Below are 26094 nucleotides of genomic sequence, written 5' to 3'. Positions count from 1 at the left end.
GCGGGAAGTCCTAGACGAACGGAGGGGGGAAATCATCGTATCGCAGCACTTATCGCACCGCAACAAAAGCGGAATTCCGAGCCCATTCCGGGGCTTGCGGTTAGAATCTCGAACCATGATCGCCCTCGCCCGTCGCCTCGTCGCCGCACCCCTCGTACTGATCGCCGCCTGCAGCGGAAACGTGGATCCCTCGCCCAATGTGACGGACCCCACGCGCATCACCGTGTTGCCTGCGACGGCGACGCTCTACTCGGGATTGCCCACGACGTTCGTGCTCTCTGGCGGAACGGGCTCGTACATCGTGACCTCGAGCAACCAGGCGGTGCTGCCGATCGCAGGCAACGTGCTGACGAAGTCTTTCGTCGCGATCCCGAGCCCCGTGATCGCCGAGACGCCGGTCACGCTTACCGTTCGCGATACGGGCACTGCGCCCGTGATCACGGCCGCGCTCACGGTGCGGCCGGGAACGGTTGCCAACACGATCACCATCACGCCGACCCCGAGCAACGACCCGACCAATAATCCGGATTGCCGTCCAGCCGTGTGCACCGGCTCCGATGCCGAGGCCTCGGTGGTCATCTCGCAGGGTGGCGTTCCGCTCGCAGCGCGCGGCGTGAAATTTGAAGTCGTCACGGGCGATTTCCGCTTCATCACCTCGCCGGCAGGCGCGGTTGAAGTGCTTGGCATCGAAGTGACCACGACGACCGACGAGACCGGCAAGGCGCGCGCGCGCTTCCGCACGACAGCACTCGCGCAGACGCAGACGGCAACGCTGCGGATCACCGACCTGGGCTCGGGCGCGTATCAGCTCGCGAGCTTCACGATTGCGCAATTCACGGGCAATTCGAGCGTCTTCTTCGTGACACCCCCGGGCGTGACCTTCGGTGGCCCGCGCCTCGGCGCATGCGCGAGCGGCGTGCAGGCAGAGTTCACCATCCACGGCGGCACGCCGCCCTACACGATCTCCGGAAACTCCTCGGCTTTTACCGTCGCGCCGACGACCGTCACCGCCAGCGAAGGCCGTTTCAACGTCTTCGCGTCCGGAATCTGCGCGCCTACGCCCGGTTTGAGCATCGCGATTACCGATGCAGCCGGCCGAACCACCACCGTGACCGTCGTGAACCAGGAAGGCACCACGGCCGCCCCGGTGCTCGTCGTCGCGCCCACGGAAGTCACGCTCACCAGCTGCACGGAGTTCGCCAACGTGGCCGTAGCCGGCGGCGTTGGAACGATCCGGGCGTTCGCCAATACAGGGTCGCTGTCGGTCAATACCGGCACAAATGTCGTATCGATTCAACGGGTTCGGGGGACACAACCCCCTCTGCCGGTACCGCCCTCCACGGTATCCCCGGCGGCCGTTTCGGTGACGGACGGCCAGTCCGCAGCCCAAGTCGTGGTGAACTTTTCGGGGCTGGCGGCAGGAACCTGTCCTTAGGGCGACTTGAGTGCGGCGCAGCATTGGGGTCGGTCCGACACCACGGGCCAACGCGTCTGCCCCTTGCGTCAAACTGAAAGTTGCGCTTTAATAAACCACGATAACCCGCTAATTTTTGAAGACTAATCAAAAATTCCGCAGCGGCGCCCAAACAAAGGGGAAGCAATCGTGAATGCAAAAGCCCTAGGTAATACCCCCATGAAGCTCGTCGCCGCCGTTTTGGCGGTGGCGTCGTCTGTGCTCCTCGCGTCCTGCGGCGGAGGTGGCGCTGCCACCACCCAGGAAGGCGGCATCCTGCGCATTCAGCCGGATCCGGGCACGTTCTACGCCGGCGTCCCGAACGAGATCCTTATCTCGGGCGGCCGCATGCCCTACACGATGAGCTCGAGCGACCCGACGGTCCTGGCAATTCCGGCCACGGTCAACTCGGGGTCCATCATGGTCATCCCGAACAACCCCGGCGTCGTCGATCCCGGCCTGCAGCCCAATGAGGTCCCGCGCCGCACCGTCACGGTCGCCGCGCGCGACGTGAACGGCCTGTTCTACGACGCTGCGATTGCAGTGCTGCAGAACTTCCTCACGGGCTACGGCAGCAGCATCGTGTCGACCTGCCCGGCGCCTTCCGCGGGCGCCGCCGTCCAGGCCTGCCCGGGTCGCGAATCGATCATCACGGCGGTTCCCGTTTCCCAGGGGACGCTCTATGGCCTGCGCACCATGCGCTTCGAGGTCATCCGTGGCAGCTTCCAGTTCGTGGTTCCCGAGACGCCCTCGAATCCGACGCGCGTCCTGGTGAACCAGTACACGATTCCGACGGATCACGAAGGCAAGGCGATCGCGCGCATCTACGTTGCGCCGAACGCCGGCACGCAGCTCGCCACGTTCCGCCTGACCGATGTGCAGTCGGGCGTTTACGTCGACACGATCTTCACCATCTCGCAAGCCGCGGGCACCATCGTCGCCATCCCGTCGGAGCTGGAGTTCACGGCCGCGCTCGCGACTCGCTGCGGAACGGGAAGCTCCCAGGTCTACATCTTTGACGGCATCCCGCCCTACACGGCCACGAGCACCAGCATCCACGTGAGCGTCTTCCCGAATTCGCCCAACACGAATCCGGGCGTCTTCACGGTTGCGGCGACCAACGACAGCGTGTGCGGAACGTTCCCCGTGATCTTCCAGGATGCAACGGGGGCCCGAGTGACCGTCGTGGTCACGACGTCAGCCGGCTCCGGAACGCTGCCGGCGATGACGATCGCGCCGACGGCCCACACGATCGGATGCGCTTCCTCGGCCAGCTCCACGATCATCGGCGGCGCGGGCGGTTACAGCGTCAACTCCTCCGATCCGTCACGCGTCACGGCGGTGGTGTCGGGCAACACGATCACCTTCACGCGCACCGGCGGCCCGCTGGGTTCCGGGGGCAACGTCTCGATCCCGGTGACCGTGACCGATGGCACGACGTTGACGACGGTCACGGTGACCGTGCCGGCGACCTGCACCTGATCGGTACGGCACGTTCGCAAACGGGCATCTTTCGGGATGCCCGTTTCATTTCTGGCCCTGCATGCCCACGCAACTTCCCTTCCGCAGCGTGCTCACCGGTGCCTCGGGCTTCGTGGGCCGCAGGCTCGGCGTTGCCGCGGGGTCTACTCCTGAACGCCTGAAGCTCTCCGGGGACGATTGGCAGGCGAGGCTTGCCGCTGTCGCCTGGCGCGATGCCGTCGTCTTCCATCTCGCGGCGCGCGTGCATGAACCCGGCAACGAGGACCTCGCCGTTTTCGAGCGCGACAACACCGAGAAGACACGCGCGCTGGCGCAGGCCGCGGGCCAGGGAGGCGCGCGCCGCCTGGTGTTCGTGAGCACGATCAAGGTGAACGGTGAGGACTCTTCCGCAGGGCCGTTCCGGTCCGACGATGCAGCGAAACCTGCGGGCGCTTATGCGACGTCCAAGTGGCGTGCAGAGCTCGCCCTGGCGGAAGTCGCGCGCGCCACCGGCCTGGAGGTCGCCGTGGTTCGTGCGCCGCTCGTGATGGGTCCGGGTGCCGCGGGCAACCTGGCCGCGCTGATGGCGCTTGCCGACTCGCCCTGGCCCCTCCCTTTCGCATCGATCGAGAACGGTCGCGCGATGATCGATGTCGATGATCTTGTGCGCCTCCTTCTCACCTGCGCGGCCCACCCGGCTGCGCCGGGCCGGACCTGGCTTTGCGCCGGACCGCGGCCCGTCTCCACGCCCGCGCTCGTCAGCGCGTTGCGTGCGGCCCTCCGGCGTCCGCGTCGCCTGTTCCGCATGCCTGCAGGTTCACTGGTTACCCTTGCATCCCTGGGTGGGCAGGGCGAACGCATGCGGCGGCTCGTCGAATCGCTCGAGGTCGATGACGCGGCCACGAGCCGTGACCTCGGCTGGCGTGCCCAGATCGCGCTGGAGGCCTCGGCCGCGAAGATGGCGCAGCACTGGAGGGCGAGATGAGCGCCACCTGGGTCATCGCCGTCGTGGGGCCCGCGCTGGTCGCCATCATGGCGATCGCGATCCTTCGCCGCACGGCGCTCGCGGAACGCATTTCCGACCGGCCCAACGCGCGCTCCCTGCACTCGACGCCGACGCCGCGCCTCGGCGGGCTGGGCATGGCCGTCGCCGTGCTCCCCGTCGCGATGGCTTGCGCCGACAGCCTGACCGGAACGCTCCTGGTCTGCGCCGCGGCGCTGGTCCTCGTGTCATTCGCCGATGACCTTCGCAGCCTCCCCATCCTTGTGAGGCTCTCCGCGCATTTCGCCGCGGCCGCCGTAGCCGTGTGGACCATCGCGCCCGCGATACCGGTCGCCCTGGCGGCACTCGCCGTGATCGCGATCGTGTGGTGCGCGAACCTCTACAACTTCATGGACGGGGCCGACGGCCTCGCGGGCGGCATGACCGCCATCGGCTTCGGTGCGCTCGCGTGGGCCGCGCACGGCGCGGGCGCTGAATCGCTGGCGCTGGTTTGCGGCGCCATCGCCTGCGCTGCCGCCGGATTCCTCGTCTTCAACTTTCCGCCCGCGCGCGTCTTCATGGGGGATGCGGGTTCGGTGCCGCTGGGCTTTCTCGCCGGCGCCTTCGGCCTGTACGGCTGGTCCATCGCGGCCTGGCCCGCGTGGTTTGCCGCAGTCGTCTTCGCGCCATTCATCGCCGATGCCACGGTCACGATCGCGCGGCGCGCACTGCGGCGAGAGCGCATCTGGGAAGCCCATCGCAGCCACTACTACCAGCGGCTGGTCCTTTCGGGATGGAGTCCGCGGCGTCTCGCCCTCTCGGCGTGGGCGCTCATGCTCGCGTGCGCGCTGGCCGCGGCAGTCGCGCTTCGCGCAGGCGAAATGGTGCAGTGCGCTATAATTCTTGGCCTGTTGGTGGCCTTCGCAATCGCGTTCGTGGCCATCGATGTCCGATTGGCGCGCGGTCGCGTGAGCAACAACAACAACTCTCACAGGATGCCGTGATGCAATCACTTCGCGCGGATGGCCGCGCCTTTGCAGCCGCACTGCACGACGGAATTGCCGTCGCGCTCGCCGGCCTGCTTGCCGCAATCCTGGTCGCGAACCAACCGCTCTCGTCCGAGGCCCTCGACCGCCTGGCGACGGCGCTCGCGGTCGCGCTGCCGTTGCAGATCGGCGTGAATCTCCTCTTCGGCGTGTACCAGGGCATCTGGCGCTACACGAGCCTGCCCGACATCCAGCGCGTGATCTTCGCGGTGGTCTCGGGCACCGTGGTGGTTTCCGGCGCGCTCAGCATCGTCGGGCTCGACCCGAACCTCGGCCACCGCGAGTACGTTCTCTATCCGGTCTTCCTCGCGATGCTCATGGCCGGATCGCGCATGGCCTATCGCTCGTTCATGGAGTGGAGCCTCTACGGGCGCGGCGGCGAAGTGGGCCTGCCGGTCGTGGTCCTGGGCGCGGGCGATGCGGCGGTTGGATTGGTGAAGGAACTCGGGCGCAGCCAGGAATGGCGTGTCGTCGGTTTGCTCGACGATGACACGAGCAAGCGAGGCCGCTTGCTGCAGGGCGTTCGCGTGCTCGGTCCTGTCGAGGACCTGCCGCGCTTCGCGCAGCGCCTGAAGGTGCGCCACGCGATCATCGCGATGCCCTCGGTGGCCTACCAGGTACGCCGGCGCGTGGTCGAGATCTGCAAGCAGGCGCGCGTCTCGGTGATGACGGTGCCCACGCTCAACACGGTCGTTGGCGGCAAGGTGACTGCGGCTCGCGTGCGCAAGGTCGCGGTCGAGGACTTGATGAAGCGCGATCCGGTGACGCTCGACGACGCCGGCCTGCACGACCTGCTCTCCGGCCAGGTGGTGATGGTCACGGGCGCCGGTGGTTCGATCGGCGCGGAACTGTGCCGCCAGATTGCCGCCTTCCAGCCCGCGATGCTCGTGCTCTTCGACCAGAGCGAGTACGCCATGTACCGCATCGACGAAGCCTTGCGCGAGAGCTTCCCCGAGATTCCCGTGGTGAGCGCGATCGGCGACGTGAAGAATGCCAAGCGCGTGGCGCAGGTGATGCACCAGTACTCGCCTGCTCACGTGTTCCATGCCGCGGCGTACAAGCATGTGCCGTTGATGGAAGAAGCGAACGCGTGGGAGGCCGTGCAGAACAACGTGCTCGGCACCTACGTCGTCGCGCGCGCGGCGATCGACTTCAAGGTGAAGAAGTTCGTGTTCGTCTCCACGGACAAGGCGGTGAATCCCACCAACGTGATGGGCGCGACCAAGCGGCTCGCGGAGATGGTGTGCCAGGCGCTGCAGACCACGAGCACCACGCGCTTCGAGATGGTCCGCTTCGGCAACGTGCTGGGCAGCGCGGGCAGCGTGATCCCGAAGTTCCAGGAGCAGATCGACCGCGGCGGGCCCGTGACGGTCACGCACCCGGAGATGGTTCGCTACTTCATGTCGATCCCCGAGGCTGCGCAGCTCGTGCTGCAGGCCGGGTGCATGGGACTGGGCGGCGAAATCTTCGTGATGGACATGGGCGAGCCGGTGAAGATCGTCGACCTCGCGCGCGACATGATCCGCCTCTCCGAGCTCTCCGAGAGCGAGATCCGCATCGTCTACACGGGCCTGCGCCCCGGCGAGAAGTTGTTCGAGGAGCTGCTGGCCGACGACGAGCACACACGGCCCACGCCGCACCCGAAGCTGCGCATCGCGAAGGCGCGTGAAGTCGCGGAGGGATGGCTCGATGGCCTGCTCGCGTGGCTCAACACCGATCGCGTGCCGACCGATTCCGAAGTGCGGCGCGACCTCAAGCGCTGGGTTCCGGAATTCCAGACGGGCCAGCGCCCGCGGCTCAAGTCCGTGCCGGCGAAATCGTCGGGCTGAAGATTTCCTCGCAGGCGCGCAGGGTTTCCTCGAGGGTCACGTCGCGCACGTTGCGCGAAGCCGGCTGCAGAACGCGATAGGGCACGCCCCACGGGCGCCAGCTCGCCGCGTCCGACTCCCCGAAGAAGCACACGACCGGCAGGCCCAGCGCCGCGGCAAGGTGCATCGCACCGCCATCGCTGCAAACCATCGCATCGCATTGCGCGAGTCCCGCGATGAGCTCGCCGAGCTCGCGCGTCTCGCAGGGTTCGACCGGAATTCCTTTCGCGGCCTCGAGAATGCGCCGTGCCTTCTGGTCGTCGCCGGGATGGCGGGGATCGTCCTCCGTGCCGGGCGACCAGAACAGCCGCAGCTTCGCCGCGAATCGCTCGTGCAGCGCGCGCATCAACGGCGCGAAACGCTCCTCGGGCCAGCGGCTGCTCGCCTTGCGCGCGCTCACGTGCACGGCGATCGTGGCCGGGCCTGCGCGTCGCTCGCGCTTCGCGGCGATGTGCAATGCGGGTGGCGCGTCGTAGATGCCCAGTGGCGTGAGGATGCGGAACGTCTCCTCCACCTGGTGGCGGCCGACGTTGGGCACGAACTCCACGGGCTCGTCCACGCCGGCGACGTTCTGCCCTGGCGCCACGAATGCGGCGATGTGTGCGGGTGCGAGCCATCGCGCAAACTGGATCTCGCGTGGCCGATAACCGGGTGTGGCCACCAGCACATGGTCGTAGTGTTCGCCGCGCAACGACATCAGCTGGCGCAAGCGCGACCACGCACCCGAGATCGCACCGCCTTCGTCGCGATGCTTGCCCTTGGTGTAGCTGTGGACACGATCGACGTGGGGATGGCCCGCGAGCACGGGCGCGTTGTAGCTGTTCACGAAGGCGTCGATGCGCGCCTCGGGAAAGTGCGCGCGCAGCGCCGCGAACACGGGCGTGGTGAGCACGAGGTCACCGATGTTGTCGCGGCGGACGACGAGGATCTTCAAAGGGGAATTTTGTGGCGCGCCCGAGACGATTCGAACGTCCGACCCCTGCCTTCGGAGGGCAGTACTCTATCCAGCTGAGCTACGGGCGCGTATCTATCGGATTCTAAACGTTTTACAGGACCATCGTCCAACGATTCGCTATAATTTGGGCCGCACGCCAACGCTAGAGGAAGCCATGTCCGAGCATCACGATCCTATCCAGGACAACATCGAAACCCACCCCGTGAAGCTTGCCATCGGCATCGTGATCGGCGCGGTCGCGCTGATCATCGGGATCATCCTGCTTGCGCAGTTCGCCGTGAATGCCTATGGCGGCCGCTCGCTGAAGGACGACGCCGCGATGAAGCCCGACCAGGTCGCCAAGCGCCTCGCGCCCATCGCGAGCCTCGCGGTCGATCCGAATGCGCCGCCGCCCGCGGCCGCACCCGCCGCTGCGCCCGCGCCCGGGGCCGTGGCTGCGGTCGCGATTCCGCCGCCCGCTGCCGCGAAAGCCGGCGGTGCCGCCAGCGGCAAGGCGACCTACGACACCGCATGCACGGCCTGCCACGGCGCCGGCATTGCGGGCGCCCCGAAGTTCGGCGACAAGGCCGCCTGGGCCCCGCGCATCAAGACCGGCACGGAAGCGCTGTACGCGAGCGTGCTCAAGGGCAAGGGCGCGATGCCGCCCAAGGGTGGCAACACCGCGCTCTCCGATGCGGACGTGAAGGCGGCCGTCGACTACATGGTCGCCAGCGCGAAGTAGGCTCCCCTGGCCGATTACGCGATCGGCGACCTGCAGGGCTGTTTCGAACCGCTCGAGCGCCTGCTCGAGCGCGTCGCCTTCGATCCTGCGCGCGACCGCCTCTGGTTCGTCGGCGACCTCGTCAATCGCGGTCCGGACTCGCTCGCCTGCCTTCGCTTCGTGAAGTCGCTGGGCGACCGGGCAGTCACCGTCCTGGGCAACCATGACCTGCACCTCGTGTGCGTGGCCGAGGGCGTCGAGAAGCGGCGTTCGCGCGACACGCTCGACGATGTTCTCGCAGCGCCCGATCGCGATGAGTTGATCACCTGGTTGCGCCACCGTCCCCTCATGCATGTGGAGGGCGACATGGCGCTCGTCCATGCAGGTCTGCTACCCGAGTGGTCGATCGCGAAGGCGCGCGCGCTCGCCTCCGAGGTCGAGGCCGCGCTGCGCGCGCCTTCCTATCGCGCGCTGCTCGAGCGCATGTACGGCGACAAACCCGATCGCTGGAGCGACAAGCTCGAGGGCCTCGACCGGCTGCGCGTGATCATCAACGCGATGACGCGGCTTCGCGTCCTCGACGACGAAGGCGCGATGGTGCTCAAGTTCAAGGGCGAGCCCGGCGACGTGCACGAAGCGTGGACGCCGTGGTTCGATATGCCCGGGCGCAAGAGTCGCGACCACACCATCATCTGCGGTCACTGGTCCGCGCTTGGGTTGCGCGTGGAGGCGGGCCTCGCGTCCCTCGACAGCGGATGTGTCTGGGGCCGGAGCCTTACGGCGTTCCGGCTGCAGGATCGGGCGGTGTTCGCCGTGCGCTGTCCGGAGTCGGGAGGTCGAGAAGACTAGCGATGCGCGCTTCGACGAGGCGCGTGACGTCGCGCCGCGCGAGGCCCTCGCAGGCGATCGGCTCGCCGAACCGCACGCGCACCACGATCTTCTTCTGCCGCGCGATGAGTCCCATCGATTGCGCGAACGTGATTTCGCCCACGAATCCCATCGGCCGGCACAGCGTTCCATCGGGGTGCTCGTAGCGAAGCGCGACGGGAATCACGCGCGCGCCGTTCGCGACCGCCGGCTCGAAGAGCGAGCTGTGGAAAGGCAACAACTTGTCGCCCACGGTCGTCGTGCCCTCGGGAAACAGGCCCACGCAATCGCCCTTCGCGAACACATCGTGGACCATGTCGTTGATGCGCGCGGTGTCGTGGCGGCGAGCGCGGCGGATGAACAGCGTTCCGGCGCGCTCGCAGATCCAGCCGACGACCGGCCAGTCGCGGATCTCGCTCTTCGCGATGAAGCGCGTCGGCCGCACCGAGGAGATCGCGAAGATGTCGATCCACGAGATGTGGTTCGACGCGAACATCACCGCCGCGCCGGGAATGGCATGCGGGGCCTCGCCTTCGATGCGGGATTCGATCGCGAGAATGTGCAGGACCTTTGCGGACCACCAGCCATAGACCGCGCGCTGCCGGCCCTGCGAGAGGCGCAGGTAGCCGAAGCGCAGGATCACGAAAGCGGTCGCGACGTGAGCGAGGATGCGCGACCAGCGGACGAAGCGGACGAGGCGATTCGTCCTGGGGTGGGTCATGGTTCCGGAAGCGGTGGGCGACTCCGGGCCATTCTCCCATGCCGTCAGGTCATGCAGCGGCGGATTCACCCATGAAGCGCGCGGCGTAGCGCTGCGCGAAGCGCTCGAGGGGGAGCAACACGAAGAGGTCGGCGGTATTGAAGTCCGGATCCCACGCGGGCTCACCGCAAATCGAGGCCCCGGCGCGGATGTAGCCCTTGATGAGGGGCGGAAGCTTCACGTCGCGCGCGGGCTCGAGCGCATCGAGTGGCAACGGGACGCGCGGGAACACGCGCCACTCCGCAGGTGCTGCATGTGCGGCGGCGAGTTGCGCGTAGATGGCCGCGGCGTTTCGCCCGCCGTCGGCGAGCCCGATCGACGCGCACCCCGCGAGATAGCGATGGCCACGCGTCGTCATGTATTCGCAGATCCCCGACCAGAGCATCGAGATCACTCGCCCGCCGCGGTGTTCGGGGTGGACGCACGAGCGGCCCACTTCCACCAGGTCACTGCGAATGCCGTCAAGCCTCGCGAGATCGAACTCGGACTCCGAATAGAGGCGGCCCGCGGCGCGGGCCGCGGCCGGAGGCAGGAGGCGATAGGTTCCGACGACTTCCTGCCGCCCGGCGTCGCGGACGATGAGGTGATCGCAGAAGGGGTCGAACGCGTCGCTGTCGAGGCCCGTCGATTCGCTTTCGAGGCGAGCACCGAGCTCTTCGGAAAAGATGCGATAGCGCAGTTGCTGCGCTTCGATCACTTCGCCGGGGGTCTTGGCGAGCGCGACCTGCAGGCGCCTGGGGCTTTCGTGATCGGCGATGCGCGGCTGGGTCTGCATCCGTGCCCTCGTTGTAAAAAATAACGAGGGCAGGCTAAGCGGGCGGGGTGACCCGCCCGTGACTGTCACATGAAGGTTTCTTGAATCAGCGCGTGACGCGCGAGATGCCGTTGGCCTGTTGCAGGATGCGAACGCGGTCGCCGGAGCGGAAATTCTCGTCGGCTTCCTGCGTGATCGCGACGTACTTGCCCGAGTCGAGGAGGATCGTGATCTCGAGGCCGGTGCGCTGTGTTGCGTCCTGCTCGATGGCCTGGCCAAGGAGGCCACCAGCAACCGCGCCAAGGACCGCGCCGACTGCCTGGCCCGAGCCACCGCCGACGTGGCTGCCGGCGATGCCGCCGACGATGGCACCCGACACGCCGCCCACGCCGCTGTTGGGGTTGTCGATGCGCACGAGGCGCACGGATTCCACGACTCCGAATCGCACGCTCTGCTCAGCGCGCACGCCGTAGGCCGTGTAATCGCCGCTGCCCTGCCGCGGATAGGCGCAGCCGCCGACGGCGAGCGCGCACACGACCAAAGCCAACGTCTTCCTGGTGTTCATGACCATCTCCCTAGAGCGATTCACCAAACTCCTCTTTGAACTTCGCCGCGATCTTCTCGAGCGTCGGCTGGTGGTTCTGGCCGCCGCGATGGGCGATCTTGAAGGCTCCCAGCACCGACGCGAGCCGGGCCGATTTGCCCCAGTCCCAGCCCTTCGCAAGGCCATGCAGCAGGCCGGCGCGGTAGGCATCCCCGCAGCCTGTCGGATCGACGACTCCATCCGGCCTAACGCACGGGATCTCTATCTGTTGACCGCCGGTATGGACGATCGATCCCTCGGCGCCCCGGGTGACCACGACGGCCTCCACCATCGTCGCGAGCTCAGCCACCTTCTTGCCCGTCCTTTCCTCGACGATCTGGGCCTCGTAATCGTTCACCGTGAGGGCCTTGGCGGGCGCGATCAGCTCCAGGAGGTCCGCGCCCGAGAACATGGGCAGGCCCTGGCCCGGATCGAACAGGTACGGTACGCCGGCTTTCGCGAATCCGCGCGAGTGCTCGAACATCCCGTCCCGGCCGTCGGGGGAGACGATGCCGAGCGTCGCCTCCGGCGCGTCGGCGATCTTGTTCAGGTGCGAGAACATCATCGCCCCCGGATGGAAGGCGGTGATCTGGTTGTCCTCGAGGTCGGTGGTGATGAAGGCCTGGGCGGTGAACTGGTCGTCGACGCGGCGCACGTGCCGGTCCGTCAGGCCCAACTCCTTGAGGCGCTTGCCATAGGGCTTGAAGTCGTGGCCCACGGTGGCCATGATCGCCGGCTGGTCACCCAGCAGCCACAGGTTGTAGGCGATGTTGCCCGCGCACCCCCCGAAGTACCGGTGCATCTGCGGGACCATGAAGGACACGTTCAGGATGTGAATCCTGTCCGGGAGGATGTGCTTCCGGAACTGGCCCTCGAACACCATGATGGTGTCGTAGGCGAGGGAACCGCAGACCACGATCGTCATCGAGCAAGCCTCAAGCTGTTTTTGCGAGGCAGAGTCTACCTTGGAGCAAGCACTCACCTAACCAGACGTGCGGCGCCTCAGCGCCGACAAGCGGCGTTGACCCTCTTGTCGCCTTCCGGCAACATCGCGAGCGTAGGACCAGTATTGATGTAGGTATCAGGTTGTCGCCAGTACGACCGATACCACCCGTGGCGCACACGAAACACCTGAAACAGGGCAAACCCATCGAAAGGTGGGGGCGCAAAGTCACCGGTCTAAAGGGTGCCGTTCAAAGGCCCTACGACAGCGGGATTGCCAGAGATTCGTGGGATCGGCCCCCGGCCGATCGCTCCACCGTCGCCCATCCGGGCGGCCTCTCGCCATCCCCGACTTCGCGTTCCTCCCCGGTTTGGGCGACCCCAAGGGGCTGCGACCATGGCGAACGCGACGAACGGCAAAGTGGTGTCGCTGGGAGATCACTCCCGGGCACGCTCACGACTCTCACCGCAGGAGACCGCGGGCGTCCTCAAGGATTGCCGCGAGCTCGCGCTCGACCGCATCGCATCGTCGCTCTCGGGAATGTTCGACCGCATCGAAGACGACCTCTTCGAGATGGCCGAGAAGTCGCACGATCGCGAAGCCCAGAACGTCTACCTCGATGCGCGCGCCGTCGCGCGCGAAAAGCGCCCGACCATCGAAGCCGCATTCCGGCGCCAGTTCGTCGAATTCTTCAATCGCAAGGTGCGCGGCGAAAGTGCGGCCGCGACATCGTCGCAAATGGGTGAGCTTTCGCTCGTCGGCGACGAGGATCTCGAGGGCACGCTTGCCGCCTCCGAGATGGCGCGCAAGATGTCCAACTCGTGCGAGAGCGAGCTCTTCGCGCTCTCGCAGCGCTTCGGCTTCCTCATGGACCGGCCCGAGCTCAAGGACGACGCGAATCCGCTTTCACCCGCGACGTTCTGCGCGGCCCTCAAGGACGCGTGTGGCCAGGTCGAGGCCGGCTTCAAGGTTCGGATGGCGCTGATGCGCCAGTTCGAAAGCTACGTGACGGCCGATCTGCACAACGTCTACCACGACCTCAACGCGCATCTCGTGCAGCGCCAGATCCTGCCGGAGATCCGTCCCGTGGCGCGCAAGAACGCGCCTTCGGCGCAGCGCCCCAAGGGCGCGAGCGGCGCGCCTGGAGCGACTGGTGGTTCCGCCGGAGGCAGGAGCGGAGCCCCCGCCGCACCCGGATCCGATGTCGATGTCTTTCGCAGTCTTGCCCAGTTTCTAGGTTCTCAGCCTCAGGGAGGCTTGAGCGGCCCCGCCGCGGGAGCACCCTCCGCCGCCGGAGCCGGTAACGGGACCCTGGTGTGGCCTACGATCCCAGGCGTGGCCGCGCCCCAGGCGTTCGTTACCGAGCTCACGCGCATGCATCGCGATGGTGGCGAGGTGGCCGTACCCGCGGGGGGCGAGGCGCTGGTCGTCAACGTCCTTCGTGCACTGAAGGTCGCTCCGGGCAGCGCTTCGCTCACCTCGATCGACTCGATGACGATCGACGTCGTCGCGATGATCTTCGACTACATCTTCGACGACCCGCAGATCCCGGGGAACGTGAAGGCGATCCTCTCGCGCCTGCAGATCCCGACGCTCAAGGTGGCCCTGCTCGACAAGGAATTCTTCTCGTCGAAGGAGCATCCGACGCGCCGCCTGATCGACCGCCTCGCGGAAGCGGCGATGGGCCTCGACGAGCGCAGCGCGAAGGGCGCGGCCTCGGTCGACATGATCGAAGCCACGGTCCACACGGTGCTCACGGAGTTCGACACCGACGTCACGCTCTTCGTGCGCCTCATCTCCGAGGTCGACGCGTTCATCGAGAACCAGCGCAAGACCGAAGAGCTCATCGTCGAGCGTTCGTCGCGCTACATCGAGGAACGCGAGCGCCAGGAAATCGCGCGCCTCACCGCCGAGGACGAAGTGGCCCGCCGCCTGGAAGTGCGCGCGTGGGTTCCCGCGCCGGTGCGCGAGATGCTCAACACCCATTGGGTCCGCGCGCTCGCGAACGTGCACCTCACGGAGGGCGAGGGATCGCCCCCGTGGCAGTCGCTGCTGCACACGCTCGAGGATCTGCTCTGGAGCGTCGAGCCCAAGGCGGCGGCCGATGACCGCAAGCGCCTGGTCACGATGCTGCCGTCGATGCTCAAGCAGCTGCAGGAAGGCATGCTGCGCGCCGACACGCCGATCGAGGGGCGCGACCTCTTCCTGGGTTCGCTCGTCGATTGCCACGCCAATGCCGTGAGGGCGGGGTTGCGTGGAATGGCGATCGTTCCGGATGGGCCGTCAGCGGCACCGGAGCTTCCGGTTGCGCCGAGTATCGAGCGCACCGTCCTCCCCGCGGGCGGCGTGCAGGTCCAGGAGATTCGCCTCAATACGCCGCGCACGAAGGGCATGGTGCGCAACGTCTTCACGCGCACGGGTGTGTGGACCAACCTGCCGCGCGGAACCTGGGTCGAGTTCATGCCGCTGGGCGCACCGGTGATTCGCGCGCGCCTCACCTGGATCAGCCCGGCGAAGGGCGTCTACCTGTTCACGAATGCGAACGAGTCGGAGAGCGCGATCTCGATTTCACCCGAGGCGCTCGCCGAGCAGCTTCGCCAGGGCGAGGCACGCATCATCGACACCGGCCCGCTGGTCGGTCGCGCCGTGGATTCGATGCTCGAGAACGCCCGCGCGGCCTGAAGCCGGTTTCGCTACGGGTAGAAGAGCTGCAGCTCGTAGCCCGTGGCCTTGATGCGCGGCGTCTCGAGGCGCAACTGGATTGCGAGCTCGGAGCCCGCGGACATCGCCTCGCTCGGTGCGGGCGCGCGGCCCAGGTAGTCGACGGGCCGCAAGATGCGTCGCGCGGCCGCCTGTCCCGAAAGATCCGTGAGCGTGAGCTCGATGTGCGGGAATTCCTGCGACACCGGCGCGAGGTTGCGGATGCGTGCGCCGAGCGCGATCTCCTGCGGACGGCCGGGAACCTCGAGCAGTTCGGAGTCCTCGAGCTTCAGGCGCGCGGCGTCATTCACCCACGGCACCGAACAACCGGCTGACGCGCAAACCGATTCGAGGAACGGCCGCGAAACCGGATAGGCCTGCGCGAGCTCCGAACGGAAGGCATAGGCGAGCTGTACCACGAGCAACACCGCCATCAGGGCGCAGCCGAAGACCCACGCGCGCGACGGACGCGGCGGCGGCGCGGGTTCCTCGAAGATCAATGGCGACACCGGCGGCTGTACCCGGGGGCGCTCGGCCGCGGGTTCCGCCGCCGCGGCCGGCGTGCGCGCGACCTCATCGGCGACTTCGGGAACGCCCTCGTCGGGAAGATCGGCAATCGGAGCCGCTCCGGAGGGGAGTGCTTCGCCGTGCGCGCCTCCAGCGGCGGCCGCGGCACGCGCCGCGAGGATCCGCGTGCCGGTGTCATCGTCCGGGAAACGCTCGAGCGCCTCGAAGCCGCTGAACACGGTCTGGCAACTTCCACAGCGCACCTGCCCCTGCCGCAGGTTCAACTGCTGCGGCGTCACGCGAAAGCGCGCGAGGCAATGCGTGCAGGTGGTGATCAGCATCCGGCTTTCCTCGTTCCTGCGAGCAACACCCAGCCCTCCTCTTCACCTTCGACCGCGAGATCGCTCCAGGGTGCATAGGCGAGCGTCACCTCATCGACCTGCGAAGCGAGGATGCCCGACAGTGCGATGTGGCCTCCGGGAGCGGTGTGCGTTGCGAGCAAGGGGGCCAGCATTCGAAGGGGATTGGCGAGGATGTTGGCGACCGTGATCCGGTATTGCGCAGCGAGCGTCTTGTCGGCGGGCACGAGTTCGAGCGTCACGCCGTTTCGCGCCGCATTGTAGCGTGCGGTTTCGAGCGCGGCCGGATCGATGTCGACACCCATGGCGCTACCCGCACCCAGCTTGAGCGCGGCGATCGCGAGGATCCCCGAGCCGCAACCGTAGTCGAGCACGTTGTCGCCCGCGCTCACCGTGCGCTCGAGAAACCCGAGCACCAGGCGCGTCGTGGGATGGCTGCCCGTTCCGAAGGCCGCGCCTGGATCGAGCACGATGTTCACGCCGCTCGCATCGGGTGCCTCGTGCCACGTGGGGACGATCCAGAGTTTCGTGCCGGCGCGGATCGGTTCGAACTGGCGCTGCGTTTCGGCGACCCAGTCCGCGTCCTCGAGGCGATCGAGCGAGGCGGCCGACAGCGTCGGAACGCCACTCTCGTCGAGCGCGGCATCGATCGCCGCGGCGGCATTCGCGTCGCCCGCAAACAGCGCACCGACGCAGCAACGCGCCCAGACCGACGCTTCGGAGCCCGGTTCGCCGAAGACGGCGGACTCCTCGGGAGTGCCCGCGTCGGCATCGGTGAGTTCGGTGGAAAGCGCGCCCGCGCCCTCGAGCGCCTCGGCGAGCTGCTGGGCATGGCGGCCTTCGACAACCAGCCGCACGCGTTGCCAGGCCATGGTCAGTCGACCCCCGGGCCTACGAGTCCGTCTGGATGGACTTGAGCGCCGCCATCTTTTCCTCCAGGTAATGGATGGACGCGCCCCCGCGGACGAAGGCGGCATCGTTCATCAATTCCTGGTGGAGGGCGATGTTGGTCTGGATGCCCTCGATCACCATCTCCGAGAGCGCAACCTTCATGCGCGCGATCGCCTGCTCGCGCGTGTCGCCGTACGCGATCAACTTGCCGATGAGCGAGTCGTAGTGCGGCGGCACGTAGTAGTTGGCATAGACGTGCGAGTCGTAGCGGATGCCCGGACCGCCCGCGACGTGGTACTGCGTGATGCGTCCCGGGGAGGGCACGAACGTGTAGGCGTTCTCGGCGTTGATGCGGCATTCGATCGCGTGCCCGCGCTTCACGATGTCGCGTTGCCGGTAGCGAAGCTTGAGGCCCGCGGCCACGCGGATCTGCTCCTGCACGATGTCCACGCCCGTGATCATTTCGGTCACCGGGTGCTCGACCTGCACGCGGGTGTTCATCTCGATGAAGTAGAACTCGTCGTTCTCGTAGAGGAACTCGAACGTTCCCGCGCCACGGTAGCCGAGCTTGCGGCACGCGTCCGCGCAGCGCTCGCCGATCCGCTCGATCAGGCGCGGCTTGATGAGGGGTGCGGGGCCTTCTTCGATGATCTTCTGGTGGCGCCGCTGCATCGAGCAGTCGCGCTCGCCCAGGTAGATCGCGTTCTTGTGCTCGTCGGCGAGCACCTGGATCTCGATGTGGCGCGGCTTCTCGAGGAATTTCTCGAGGTACACGACCGGGTTGTTGAACGCGTTCTGCGCTTCGGTGCGCGTCATCGTCACCGCATTAACGAGGGCGGCTTCGGTGTGCACCACGCGCATGCCGCGACCGCCGCCGCCGCCCGCGGCCTTGATGATTACCGGGTAGCCGATCGTCGCTGCAAGCTTGCGGATTTCCTTGGGATCGTCGGGCACCGCGCCCTCGGAGCCCGGCACGCACGGCACGCCGACCTTCTTCATCGCGTTCTTGGCCGAGATCTTGTCGCCCATCATGCGGATCGAGGCAGCCGTCGGCCCGATGAAGACGAACCCCGAGTTCTCGACGCGCTCGGCGAAGTCGGCGTTCTCCGAGAGGAAGCCGTAGCCCGGGTGGATCGCCTGCGCGTCGGTGACTTCCGCGGCGCTGATGATCGCGGGAATGTTGAGGTAGGAATCGCGCGAGGGCGGGGGACCGATGCACACACTTTCGTCCGCGAGCATCACGTACTTCGCGTCGGCGTCGGCCTCGGAGTGGATGGCCACCGTCTTGATGCCCATCTCCCGGCAGGCACGCTGGATCCGCAGCGCGATTTCGCCGCGGTTGGCGATCAGGATCTTTTCGAACACGCCGGGATCTTCAGGAAATCACGAACAGGGCCTGGCCGTATTCGACCGGCTGGCCGTTCTCGACGAGGATGGCCTTCACGGTGCCGGCCACGTCGGATTCGATCTCGTTCAGCAGCTTCATCGCCTCGATGATGCACAGCGTCTGGCCCTTCGTGACGACCTGGCCCACTTCGACGAAGTTGGGCGCTCCCGGCGAAGGCGCGCGGTAGAAGGTGCCGACCATCGGCGACTTCAGGGTGTGACCGGTGGGTTCGGCCGGCGCGGCGGGTGCGGCCGGGGCCGCGGCGGCGGCAGCGGCACCACCGTCCATCATCATCGGCTGCATGCCCGGGGCGGCCATGAGGACCGGGGCGCCCCCGGCCGGCTGGCGGCTGATACGGACCTTCTCCTCGCCTTCCGTGATCTCGATCTCGCCGATCCCCGACTCCTGGACGAGGTCGATCAGTTTCTTGAGTTTCCTGAGGTCCATGGGTTGTCCTCTAGTTTTTATTGCCCGTCAGGCGGCTGATGGCCGCCTCCAGGGCGAGCTCGTAGCTCTTGGCGCCAAATCCGGCGACCACCCCGATGGCCAGGTCCGAGAAGTACGAATGCTTCCGGAAGGGCTCGCGGGCGTGGACGTTGGACAGGTGTACTTCGATAAACGGGACTCCGACTGCCGCCAGCGCGTCCCGAAGGGCGATGCTGGTGTGCGTGAAGGCAGCAGGATTGAAGACGATCACGGCAGTTTCGTCGCTTTTCGCAGCATGAATGCGTTCGATCAGGGCTACCTCGGCGTTGCTCTGGAAGGTGCTGACCCCCACCCCGGCACGCTTCCCCTGCTCCACCAACCGGCGATCGATGTCCGCGAGGGTGTCTCGCCCATAGACCTCGGGTTCGCGGGTGCCCAGGAGATTCAGGTTGGGTCCGTGGAGGACCAGGATCTTGGACATGGGCGGCGAGTTTGCCGCAGATCGATGCAAGATGTCCAGTTTTGACCGAAGTTATGCACAGACTTCGGGAAACTAGTTAACCGGCCGTTTTTGTCGCCGCGAAGAGACGCTCTTCCATGGCCGGCTCGGAGTATATGCCGATCCGACTTTCCAACACTCGGCCCTGGCCGTCAAGGATGACGGTATGGGGGAGCACTCCGACTCGGTTGCCGAGCCTTTTCGACAATTCCGAGACTTCGGCGCCTCCCGTCCACAGCGGGTAGTTGATCGCGAGGTCGGTTCCAAAGCGGCGGACCTTTGCCGGGTCGTCATTGGCGATCCCGAGGAACTGGACGCCCTTGTCTTTCCAGCGCGCCTGCAGCCGGACGAAGCCCGGCATCTCTTCCTTGCAGGGCGCGCACCAGGTCGCCCAGAAATTGACGACCAGGATCTTGCCCTGGAACTGGCCGATGGCCTGGTCCTGGCCCTCGGGTCCCTTGAAAGTGGCGGCGAACAGCGCCGCAGGCGTGGCATCGGCCAGGGGATTCACGGCGGCCGAGCTCGGCGCGCGCGACCCGATCCACAGCGCGGCGCCTGCCAGGAAGGCGAGCACGCCGACGCCCGCGAAGAGCAGCTTTGCATTCAGCGGAGGCGCCCCTATATAGGTTGGGACTCGCGCTCGACCCAGGCCAGGTATTCGGCCGATCCGAGCTCGAGGGGCCAGGCGATGATCTCCGGCACCGAATAGGGGTGGCGGCTTTTGATATGGGCTTCGAGTGCCGGGTAGCGTTCGCGGGTGGACTTGATGAGGACCGGGACCTCCGTGGCCTGCTCCTCGCGGCCCTCCCAGCGGTAGAACGAGGTGGCCGGCGCCAGGACGTTGGCGCACGCGGCAAGGCGTAAACTCACGAGTTCCCGCGCAAGATTGAAAGCCGAGTCGGAGTCGGGTAGGTTGGTCAGGACGGCGATGGCGGTCACGATGAAAGGTGTTGCACCGATGCGGTTGATTCTGCTGGCGATCTTACTGGCATTCCCCTTCCTTGAACTCACGCTGCTCGCGCGCCTGAGCGAGACGCATGGCTGGTGGGTGCTCGCCTGGGTCGTCCTCGCTGCGTGCGCCGGTGTGGCGCTCATCAAGGAAGCGCGCTTCGCCCTGGTCGCCCGCCTCGCGGCGGCCCTCTCGCAAGGCAGGTTCTCGATCGCGGCCCTGGTCGACAGCGCCCGCACGGTGCTCGCCGGCCTGCTGCTCATCTTCCCGGGCGTCGTCTCCGACCTGATGGCACTCACGCTGCTCCTGCTTCCGGGGCCGCGCGCCGTCGTCGATCCGACGCCGGTTCGCAGAAACAGCACGATCATCGACGGCGAATTCCGCCGCACCCGTTAGCCTTGGCGGAGTCGCACGAAGTCCGCCTCGAGCCCAGCGGCCACACCTTCAGCGTCAATTCCGGCGAGACGGTTCTCGAGGCCGCCCTGCGCCAGGGCATCGGCTTGCCCTACGGTTGCCGCAACGGCGCGTGCGGCGCCTGCAAGTCGACGCTCGTCTCGGGCGAGCTGCAATACGGCGACTACCAGGAGCGCGCGCTGCATGACAGCGAGAAGGCCGCGGGCAAGGCGCTCACGTGCTGCACCAAGCCGCTCACGGATGTCACGTTGCAGGTTCGCGAGCTCGCCGGCGCGAAGGATCTCCAGATTCGCACGCTCCCCGCGCGCATCGAGCGCGTGGAAAAGCCCGCGGAGGACGTCGCCGTTCTCTACCTCAAGCTCCCCGCCTCGGAGCGGCTGCAGTTCCTCGCGGGCCAGTACATCGACATCCTGCTGAAGGACGGCAAGCGCCGCAGCTTCTCGATGGCGAATGCGCCGCATGACGACGCGCTGCTGCAACTGCACGTGCGCAAGGCGCCGGGCGGCGCGTTCTCGAAGTTCGTCTTCGAGGAAATGAAGGAGCGGGCGATCATCCGCTTCGAGGGTCCCCTGGGCACCTTCTATTTGCGCGAGGACTCCGACAAGCCGGTGATCTTCGTCGCCGGCGGCACCGGCTTCGCGCCGATCAAGTCGCTCATCGAGCACGCATTCCAGAAGGACATGGACCGGCAGATGGTTCTCTACTGGGGCGCGCGTGCGCGATCGGATCTCTATTTGCCCGAGGTGCCGGCGAAGTGGGCGGCCGAGCATCCGAATTTCTCGTATGTCCCGGTGCTTTCGGATCCATTGCCGGGCGACGAATGGTCAGGCCGCACGGGCTTCGTGCACCAGGCGGTGCTCGATGATTTTCCTTCGCTCGCGGGATTCCAGGTCTACGCGTGCGGCGCGCCGGCGATGACCGACATCGCCAAGGCCACGTTCGTCGAGCAGAAGGGCCTTCCCGAGGACGAATTCTTCTGCGACGCGTTCACCTACTCGGTGGATCCGAAGAAATAACAGCAGGTCCCTCGTAGGCTCAGGACGGCGTTAGCGCGCTAACGCCGCCTCAATTTGCGCGAAGGTCTTCGCCACTTCGCTGGTGACCACTTCGACGCCCAGCTGCCGCGCGATGCGCGAGGCCGAGAACAATCCCCGGACGCGTCTTCCGTTTTCCTCGGACGCCATCAAGTGCTGCCGGTTTACCGCCTTCAACGTCGCGACGATGTGGCCCACGCGCATCTGCGCGACGTCCTGCATCGAGATGGCTTCGAGCATCGCGGCGGGCGTCATGATGTCGGCCACGAGGATTTCGCCGCGGCGCACGCCGCGCTCCTGCGTGTGGCGCACCGGCTTCTCGCCGAGCAGGTCCGTCGCGGTGATGACGCCCACGATCGCGCGCGTGGTGTCGATCACGAAGAGCAATCGCACGCCGCGCTCGAGCATTGCCGCATTCGCTTCGTCGATGCGCTTCTCCGGTCCGATGGTCGCCGGTGCGACTTCGCGCAGGTCGGTCATCACCGCGAACGCCGGATCGTCGAGCGTCACGCGCTCGAGCTGGTGCTGCTCGGCGAGGCGGGCGGCGGGGGCAAGCAGGTTGATCGTGAGGCCGGAGTACTCGCGCGACATGGCGTCCTCCTCTAGCTAGCCGGCAAGCTCCGCGCTGCGCCGGAAGTGCCGGACCGCTTCCTGGGGCTTGCCCAGTTTTTCCATCAGCGCGGCGAGCGTCATGTGCCCGTCGTGCGTGGGTTCGAGCGCGAGGCTCGCCTCGATGTAGCTCTGCGCCTTGCCCCAGAGCCCCTGGCGCATGCAGAGCTTTCCGAGTGCGAGCAGCAGCGCCGGATCGCGTGCGTGGATGCGAAGCCACTTCTCCGCGCGCTCGATCAGCGGCATCGCGTTCGTCCCGCCGCATTCGCCATAGAGGGCCACGAGGTTCGCGCTCCATTCGCGCTCGAGCGCGTCCTCGATGATGTCGCGCGCCTCGCTGTCGCCGCCGAGTGCGAGATGCAGTCGCGCAGCCGTGGCCGCGACGGTCGGATCGAGCCGCATTTCCGAAGGAATCTGCTTCCAGTACGCGGCGAGCATCGCCGGGTCCTGGGCCTTCTGCGAGAGGTTCCCGAGGTGCGCTGCGCGCCGGGCGGTGGCCGCATCCGCGGGTGAAAGGCCGCCGAGCTTGCCGAGCGCGCCCGCAGTGGACAGCACGTCATCCCAACGGCGCGTCGCCTGCTCGGCTTGCAGGCGCAGGCGCAGCAACCGCAGGTTGCGCGCATCGCGCGCCGAGAGGTCCTTGAGCACCGCCAGCGCTTCGTCGAAGCGGCCCTGCGAGACGAGGAGGTCGGCGAGCGTCGTCAGGCGCGCCTGGTCGACCTCGGGCGCATGCCCGCGCGCCTGGTCGAGGAACTGCTCGCGCTCGCTGAAGCGGCCGAGCTCGTGCGCGCTGCGCGCGGCGATGATCGCGGCCACGCCCTTGGTTTCGTCGGTGGCCAGCGCATTGGCCGCGCTGCGTTCGGCCGATGCGTAGCGGCCCTGGAAGAACGCGAGGAGCGCGTCGTTGAGCGACTGGCGCGAACGCGAGCGCGAACGCTCCTCGCGGTAGGCCGCGACTCTCGCGGGAATCGCGAGCAGCGACGACACGAGGCGGGTGATCGCGTAGAAGCCGAGGTAGCCCGCAAGCACGATCAGCACGAGCAGGTTGAGCGAGAGCTCGATGCGATAGGGCGCCGAGACGATCACGACATAGCCCGTGGAATGCCGCGCGAACAGCGCGATGCCCACGGCGACCGCGGCGAGGACGACGGACCAGATCGCGAAGCGCATCAGCGCTTCTCCCGGGCGGCTCGCGCGGTGCGCACCGCCGAGAGGCTCGCATTGATGTCGGGAACGCTGATCGACACGGGGCTCTCCGCGAGCTGCTTCAACGCGCCGGCTGCCGCGACGCCGCCCTTGGACTTCGGATCGAAATAACGCGCGAGCCAGGCCTGCGCCGCCTTCACGTCGTCGCGGAAGGACACTTCGTCGCGCGCGAGCAGCGAGATGCGCGCGGCGAGGAGACGCAGCTTCAGGTTCTCGCGCAGGAAGTACGCCTGCGAGGGCGTGAGCAGCGCCGCGTCGGAGGTCTCGAGCTCGCGAATGCGCACGAGGCCCTTCATTTCTTCCCAGAAGTCGCGCGCGGCCCGCGAGAAGCCGGACTCCTCGAGCGTCTTCGCGCGCGACGCCACGCGCGTGGGCGGCAGCGTGTCGGCGATCACCAGCGGCAAGCCATCCACCAGCGTGATGAGGTTGTCGATCTTCACCGCGATGCCGACGGTGTCCACCTGCGGCAGCGCCTTGAGGCGATCCATGTCCTGCGCGAGGGATCGGCGCAGCGGGGCGACCGCGAGTTTCTCGGCGCGCGCGAGCCGCTGGTCGGCCGCCTGCAAGGCGGCGAGCGCACCGCGCACATTGCCCTGCAATTGAAGCTGCTGGCTCGCCGCGACCAGGATCTGCTCGACTTCGGAGAGCAGGCGATCATCCGCGCTGCGCGAGAGCTCCTTGTACATGTCCTCGAGCGCGACGCGGTTCTCGTGCGTTTCGGCGACGCGCGATTCGAGCTCCGCGATCCTCGCCTGCGATTCCTTGATGACGACCTGGTTCTGCGCGAGTGCCGTGCGCGCCTGCGCATTCTCCGCACCCAGTTCCGCGAGGCGTCCGCCCGCAGTTGCTTCGAGCGAGCGCAGGGCCTGGCGCGCGTCCCATGCAAAGAATGCGGCGGCCGCGGCCGCGAGCAGGGCGAGGCCCGCGAGCAGGCGCGTGGTCCGCCCCGTGGTCGCGGGTGCAGGGTCGGGCGTCGGGAGAAGCGGGTCGTTCATCGTTTGGTCCGGTATTGGGCCAGCGCCTTCGAAAGTCCCTCCGCGCCCGGAGGCGAGAGGATGACGCGGCCGAAACGCTTGGCATCGGGATGCGCGGCGATCGCTTCGTGCGGGACGACGAGCGCGGTGGCGGCGAGCTTCGCGCGTCCCTCGGGGCCGATCATCTCGACGAAGTTCTCGAGCGTCTCGGCACTGAGCACGCCGATGACATCGACCTCGCCCCGGCCCCACGCTTCCAGCAACGGCTTGGGATCGGCCTTGGGTCGCTCGCGGCGGTAGCACTCGGCATACGTCACGCGGGCGCCACGGGCTTCGAGGCCTTCCTTCAGGCGCTCCCGTCCGCCCTGGCCGCGAAAAATGATGATATTTCTCCCGTCGACCGCCTGCAATGCGGGTAAACCCAGGAGCGCTTCGCTATCGAAGCGCTCGGCCGGTGAGATCACTTCCTTGAAGCCGGAGTTCCGCAGCGCGCGCGCGGTGAACTCACCCACGGCTGCCACGGGCACGCCTTTCGGCCAGCCGCCGCGGGCGCGCACCGCCTCCATTCCGCGCTCCACCGCATTGGCGCTCACGAAGATCGCGAGGTCCGCGCGCGGCAGCAGCGCGAGGGCGGCATCGAGCGCGGGATCCGATTGCACGGGATGAATTTCGAGCGTCGGGAACACGATCGGCCTGGCGCCCGCGGCGGCCAGCTCGGCGGCGACGGATTCAGCCAGCGGCAGGGGCCGCGTGATGACCACGCCCAATCCTTCGAGCGGGCGCGCGGTGCTCATGCGTTGGCGCGCTGCAGGGCCGCGAGGATCTCGCGCCCACCCATGGCCAGCAGCTTTTCTCCCAGGGTGCGGCCGAGCGCTTCGTCTTGCGCGACATCGCCGCGCACGGCGTCCCGCACCACGCGCGTTCCGTCGGGCAGACCGATGAAGGCTTCGAGCGAGAGTTGACCCGCGGCGACATGCGCGAGCGCACCCACCGGAACCTCGCAGCTTCCCTCGGCGACCAGGCCGAAGGCGCGCTCGGCGCGCGCCGCATGCTTCGTCGCAGGATCGCGGAAGGGACGCAGCAGGGCCGCGATGTCATCGCGTCCGGCGAGGTGCTCGATGGCGAGGATCCCCTGGCCGATCGCGGGAATCGCGAGGGCCGGCGGCAGGTACGTGCGAATGCGTGCTTCGAATCCGAGCCGCCTGAGACCGGCGGCGGCGAGGATGATCGCGTCGTAGTCGCCCGCGTCGAGCTTGGCGAGGCGCGTGTTCACGTTGCCGCGCAGGGGCTTGAACTGGAGCTTCGGGAAGGCGCTGCGCAGTTGGCATTCGCGCCGCAGGCTCGAGGTGCCGACCACGGATCCGGCGGGCAACGCATCGAGGCTTTCGAAATGCGCGCTCACGAAAGCATCGCGCGGGTCTTCGCGCGTGCCGAAGGTCGTGAGCGCGAACGCGGCATCGATCTCCATGGGAACGTCCTTCATCGAATGCACCGCGATCTCGGCGCGCTCCTCGACGAGGGCCACTTCGAGCTCCTTGATGAAGAGGCCCTTGCCGCCGACCTGCGAGAGCGGGCGGTCGAGGACGGTGTCGCCCCGCGTGGTCATGCCCACGATCTCGACCTTCAGGCCGGGGTTGCGGCTGCGCAGGGTCTCGGCCACCAGGTGGGTCTGGGCGAGCGCGAGACGGCTTTCGCGCGTGGCGATCCGCAGGTGGGTCGGCAGGGTGGGCATGGGTCGTGAAATCCCCTTGAGGGACTTGAAAGCCT

Annotated in this window: 27 protein-coding genes, 1 tRNA gene and 1 riboswitch; of the genes, 10 read left to right on the top strand and 18 right to left on the bottom strand. The window is 67.3% G+C overall.

Features of this window, described 5'->3' with window-relative positions; translation table 11 throughout:
- The first annotated feature begins 115 nt into the window (after positions 1-115).
- From DSM104440_RS18910 to DSM104440_RS18890, 5 genes are all read left to right on the top strand, one after another.
- Positions 116-1435: a hypothetical protein gene (locus DSM104440_RS18910; protein WP_171165445.1), complete on the top strand. Its 1320-nt coding sequence runs from the start codon at positions 116-118 to the stop codon at positions 1433-1435.
- A gap of 198 nt (positions 1436-1633) precedes the next feature.
- Entirely contained in the window at positions 1634-2935 is a 1302-nt protein-coding gene (locus tag DSM104440_RS18905; protein ID WP_171165443.1) for a hypothetical protein, read from the top strand.
- Positions 2936-2996: 61 nt separating this feature from the next.
- Positions 2997-3899, top strand: a complete 903-nt coding sequence (locus DSM104440_RS18900) for an NAD-dependent epimerase/dehydratase family protein (RefSeq protein ID WP_171165441.1) — start codon at positions 2997-2999, stop codon at positions 3897-3899.
- Positions 3896-4900, top strand: coding sequence for an MraY family glycosyltransferase (locus tag DSM104440_RS18895; RefSeq protein ID WP_171165439.1), 1005 nt, complete (start codon positions 3896-3898; stop codon positions 4898-4900). The genes DSM104440_RS18900 and DSM104440_RS18895 overlap by 4 nt, the downstream gene beginning before the upstream one ends.
- Positions 4900-6771, top strand: coding sequence for a polysaccharide biosynthesis protein (locus DSM104440_RS18890; protein WP_171165437.1), 1872 nt, complete (start codon positions 4900-4902; stop codon positions 6769-6771). Before DSM104440_RS18895 ends, DSM104440_RS18890 begins: the two co-directional genes overlap by 1 nt.
- On the opposite strand, the gene DSM104440_RS18885 is transcribed toward DSM104440_RS18890, so the two are convergent.
- The gene (locus DSM104440_RS18885) at positions 6740-7744 is read right to left on the bottom strand and encodes a glycosyltransferase family 9 protein (RefSeq protein ID WP_171165435.1); all 1005 of its coding nucleotides are present in this window, start codon (positions 7742-7744) and stop codon (positions 6740-6742) included. The two genes, DSM104440_RS18890 and DSM104440_RS18885, sit on opposite strands and share 32 nt — an antisense overlap.
- Positions 7745-7756: 12 nt before the next feature.
- A tRNA-Arg gene (locus tag DSM104440_RS18880) sits at positions 7757-7833 on the bottom strand.
- 86 nt (positions 7834-7919) lie between these two features.
- Between DSM104440_RS18880 and DSM104440_RS18875 the strand changes: the two genes are divergently transcribed.
- Together DSM104440_RS18875 and DSM104440_RS18870 are read left to right on the top strand one after the other, a co-directional pair.
- Positions 7920-8486 carry a c-type cytochrome gene (locus DSM104440_RS18875; RefSeq protein ID WP_171165433.1) on the top strand — a complete coding sequence of 189 codons (567 nt, stop codon included), beginning with the start codon at positions 7920-7922 and terminating at the stop codon, positions 8484-8486.
- Positions 8487-8492: 6 nt separating this feature from the next.
- Entirely contained in the window at positions 8493-9314 is an 822-nt protein-coding gene (locus tag DSM104440_RS18870; RefSeq protein ID WP_171166092.1) for a symmetrical bis(5'-nucleosyl)-tetraphosphatase, read from the top strand.
- Here DSM104440_RS18870 and DSM104440_RS18865 read toward each other — a convergent pair.
- The 4 genes from DSM104440_RS18865 to DSM104440_RS18850 all read right to left on the bottom strand — a co-directional run bounded on the left by DSM104440_RS18865 (position 9241) and on the right by DSM104440_RS18850 (position 12354).
- A complete protein-coding gene (locus tag DSM104440_RS18865; RefSeq protein ID WP_171165431.1) occupies positions 9241-10053 on the bottom strand; it encodes a lysophospholipid acyltransferase family protein in 813 nt (270 codons plus the stop codon). The two genes, DSM104440_RS18870 and DSM104440_RS18865, sit on opposite strands and share 74 nt — an antisense overlap.
- 49 nt (positions 10054-10102) lie before the next feature.
- Entirely contained in the window at positions 10103-10867 is a 765-nt protein-coding gene (locus DSM104440_RS18860; protein ID WP_171165429.1) for a GNAT family N-acetyltransferase, read from the bottom strand.
- Between the two features lie 85 nt (positions 10868-10952).
- Entirely contained in the window at positions 10953-11411 is a 459-nt protein-coding gene (locus tag DSM104440_RS18855) for an outer membrane lipoprotein (protein WP_171165427.1), read from the bottom strand.
- Positions 11412-11421: 10 nt separating this feature from the next.
- Positions 11422-12354 carry a carbohydrate kinase family protein gene (locus DSM104440_RS18850; RefSeq protein ID WP_171165425.1) on the bottom strand — a complete coding sequence of 311 codons (933 nt, stop codon included), beginning with the start codon at positions 12352-12354 and terminating at the stop codon, positions 11422-11424.
- Between the two features lie 205 nt (positions 12355-12559).
- A riboswitch (cyclic di-GMP riboswitch) is annotated at positions 12560-12653 on the top strand.
- A 115-nt stretch (positions 12654-12768) separates the two neighbouring features.
- On the opposite strand from DSM104440_RS18850, the gene DSM104440_RS18845 reads away from it, so the two are divergent.
- A complete protein-coding gene (locus DSM104440_RS18845; RefSeq protein WP_171165423.1) occupies positions 12769-15054 on the top strand; it encodes a DUF1631 domain-containing protein in 2286 nt (761 codons plus the stop codon).
- Between the two features lie 11 nt (positions 15055-15065).
- Here the strand turns inward: DSM104440_RS18845 and DSM104440_RS18840 are convergent, their stop codons facing one another.
- The 7 genes from DSM104440_RS18840 to cutA form a co-directional block, all read right to left on the bottom strand.
- On the bottom strand, positions 15066-15920 hold the full coding sequence (locus tag DSM104440_RS18840) for a zinc-ribbon and DUF3426 domain-containing protein (RefSeq protein WP_171165421.1): 855 nt from the start codon (positions 15918-15920) through the stop codon (positions 15066-15068).
- Positions 15914-16810, bottom strand: a complete 897-nt coding sequence (prmA, locus tag DSM104440_RS18835; protein ID WP_171165419.1) for a 50S ribosomal protein L11 methyltransferase — start codon at positions 16808-16810, stop codon at positions 15914-15916. Before prmA ends, DSM104440_RS18840 begins: the two co-directional genes overlap by 7 nt.
- 19 nt (positions 16811-16829) lie before the next feature.
- Positions 16830-18194: an acetyl-CoA carboxylase biotin carboxylase subunit gene (accC, locus tag DSM104440_RS18830; protein WP_171165417.1), complete on the bottom strand. Its 1365-nt coding sequence runs from the start codon at positions 18192-18194 to the stop codon at positions 16830-16832.
- A gap of 10 nt (positions 18195-18204) precedes the next feature.
- Positions 18205-18663, bottom strand: a complete 459-nt coding sequence (gene accB, locus DSM104440_RS18825; protein WP_171165415.1) for an acetyl-CoA carboxylase biotin carboxyl carrier protein — start codon at positions 18661-18663, stop codon at positions 18205-18207.
- Between the two features lie 10 nt (positions 18664-18673).
- Positions 18674-19123 carry a type II 3-dehydroquinate dehydratase gene (gene aroQ, locus DSM104440_RS18820; protein ID WP_171165413.1) on the bottom strand — a complete coding sequence of 150 codons (450 nt, stop codon included), beginning with the start codon at positions 19121-19123 and terminating at the stop codon, positions 18674-18676.
- A gap of 76 nt (positions 19124-19199) precedes the next feature.
- A complete protein-coding gene (locus DSM104440_RS18815) occupies positions 19200-19715 on the bottom strand; it encodes a TlpA family protein disulfide reductase (RefSeq protein ID WP_171165411.1) in 516 nt (171 codons plus the stop codon).
- A gap of 44 nt (positions 19716-19759) precedes the next feature.
- Complete coding sequence (gene cutA, locus DSM104440_RS18810; RefSeq protein ID WP_246212063.1) at positions 19760-20080, bottom strand: divalent-cation tolerance protein CutA; 321 nt, start codon at positions 20078-20080, stop codon at positions 19760-19762.
- 19 nt (positions 20081-20099) lie between these two features.
- On the opposite strand from cutA, the gene DSM104440_RS19445 reads away from it, so the two are divergent.
- On the top strand, positions 20100-20486 hold the full coding sequence (locus tag DSM104440_RS19445; protein WP_246212062.1) for an FxsA family protein: 387 nt from the start codon (positions 20100-20102) through the stop codon (positions 20484-20486).
- Positions 20487-20488: 2 nt separating this feature from the next.
- Positions 20489-21520, top strand: a complete 1032-nt coding sequence (locus DSM104440_RS18805) for a CDP-6-deoxy-delta-3,4-glucoseen reductase (protein WP_171165408.1) — start codon at positions 20489-20491, stop codon at positions 21518-21520.
- A 30-nt stretch (positions 21521-21550) separates the two neighbouring features.
- Here the strand turns inward: DSM104440_RS18805 and DSM104440_RS18800 are convergent, their stop codons facing one another.
- Genes DSM104440_RS18800 through hemC form a run of 5 tightly spaced genes read right to left on the bottom strand, consistent with a single transcriptional unit; the run spans position 21551 to position 26059 of the window.
- Entirely contained in the window at positions 21551-22129 is a 579-nt protein-coding gene (locus DSM104440_RS18800; protein ID WP_171165406.1) for a CBS domain-containing protein, read from the bottom strand.
- A 15-nt stretch (positions 22130-22144) separates the two neighbouring features.
- Positions 22145-23317: a heme biosynthesis HemY N-terminal domain-containing protein gene (locus DSM104440_RS18795; protein WP_171165404.1), complete on the bottom strand. Its 1173-nt coding sequence runs from the start codon at positions 23315-23317 to the stop codon at positions 22145-22147.
- Positions 23317-24348, bottom strand: a complete 1032-nt coding sequence (locus DSM104440_RS18790; protein WP_171165402.1) for a uroporphyrinogen-III C-methyltransferase — start codon at positions 24346-24348, stop codon at positions 23317-23319. The genes DSM104440_RS18795 and DSM104440_RS18790 overlap by 1 nt, the downstream gene beginning before the upstream one ends.
- A complete protein-coding gene (locus tag DSM104440_RS18785) occupies positions 24345-25121 on the bottom strand; it encodes a uroporphyrinogen-III synthase (RefSeq protein ID WP_171165399.1) in 777 nt (258 codons plus the stop codon). The genes DSM104440_RS18790 and DSM104440_RS18785 overlap by 4 nt, the downstream gene beginning before the upstream one ends.
- On the bottom strand, positions 25118-26059 hold the full coding sequence (gene hemC, locus DSM104440_RS18780; protein WP_171165397.1) for a hydroxymethylbilane synthase: 942 nt from the start codon (positions 26057-26059) through the stop codon (positions 25118-25120). Before hemC ends, DSM104440_RS18785 begins: the two co-directional genes overlap by 4 nt.
- Positions 26060-26094: the final 35 nt, after the last annotated feature.

It is taken from the genome of Usitatibacter palustris (assembly GCF_013003985.1).
In the GTDB taxonomy this organism is placed as follows: domain Bacteria; phylum Pseudomonadota; class Gammaproteobacteria; order Burkholderiales; family Usitatibacteraceae; genus Usitatibacter; species Usitatibacter palustris.
This window is presented reverse-complemented; position numbering and strand designations above follow the sequence as displayed.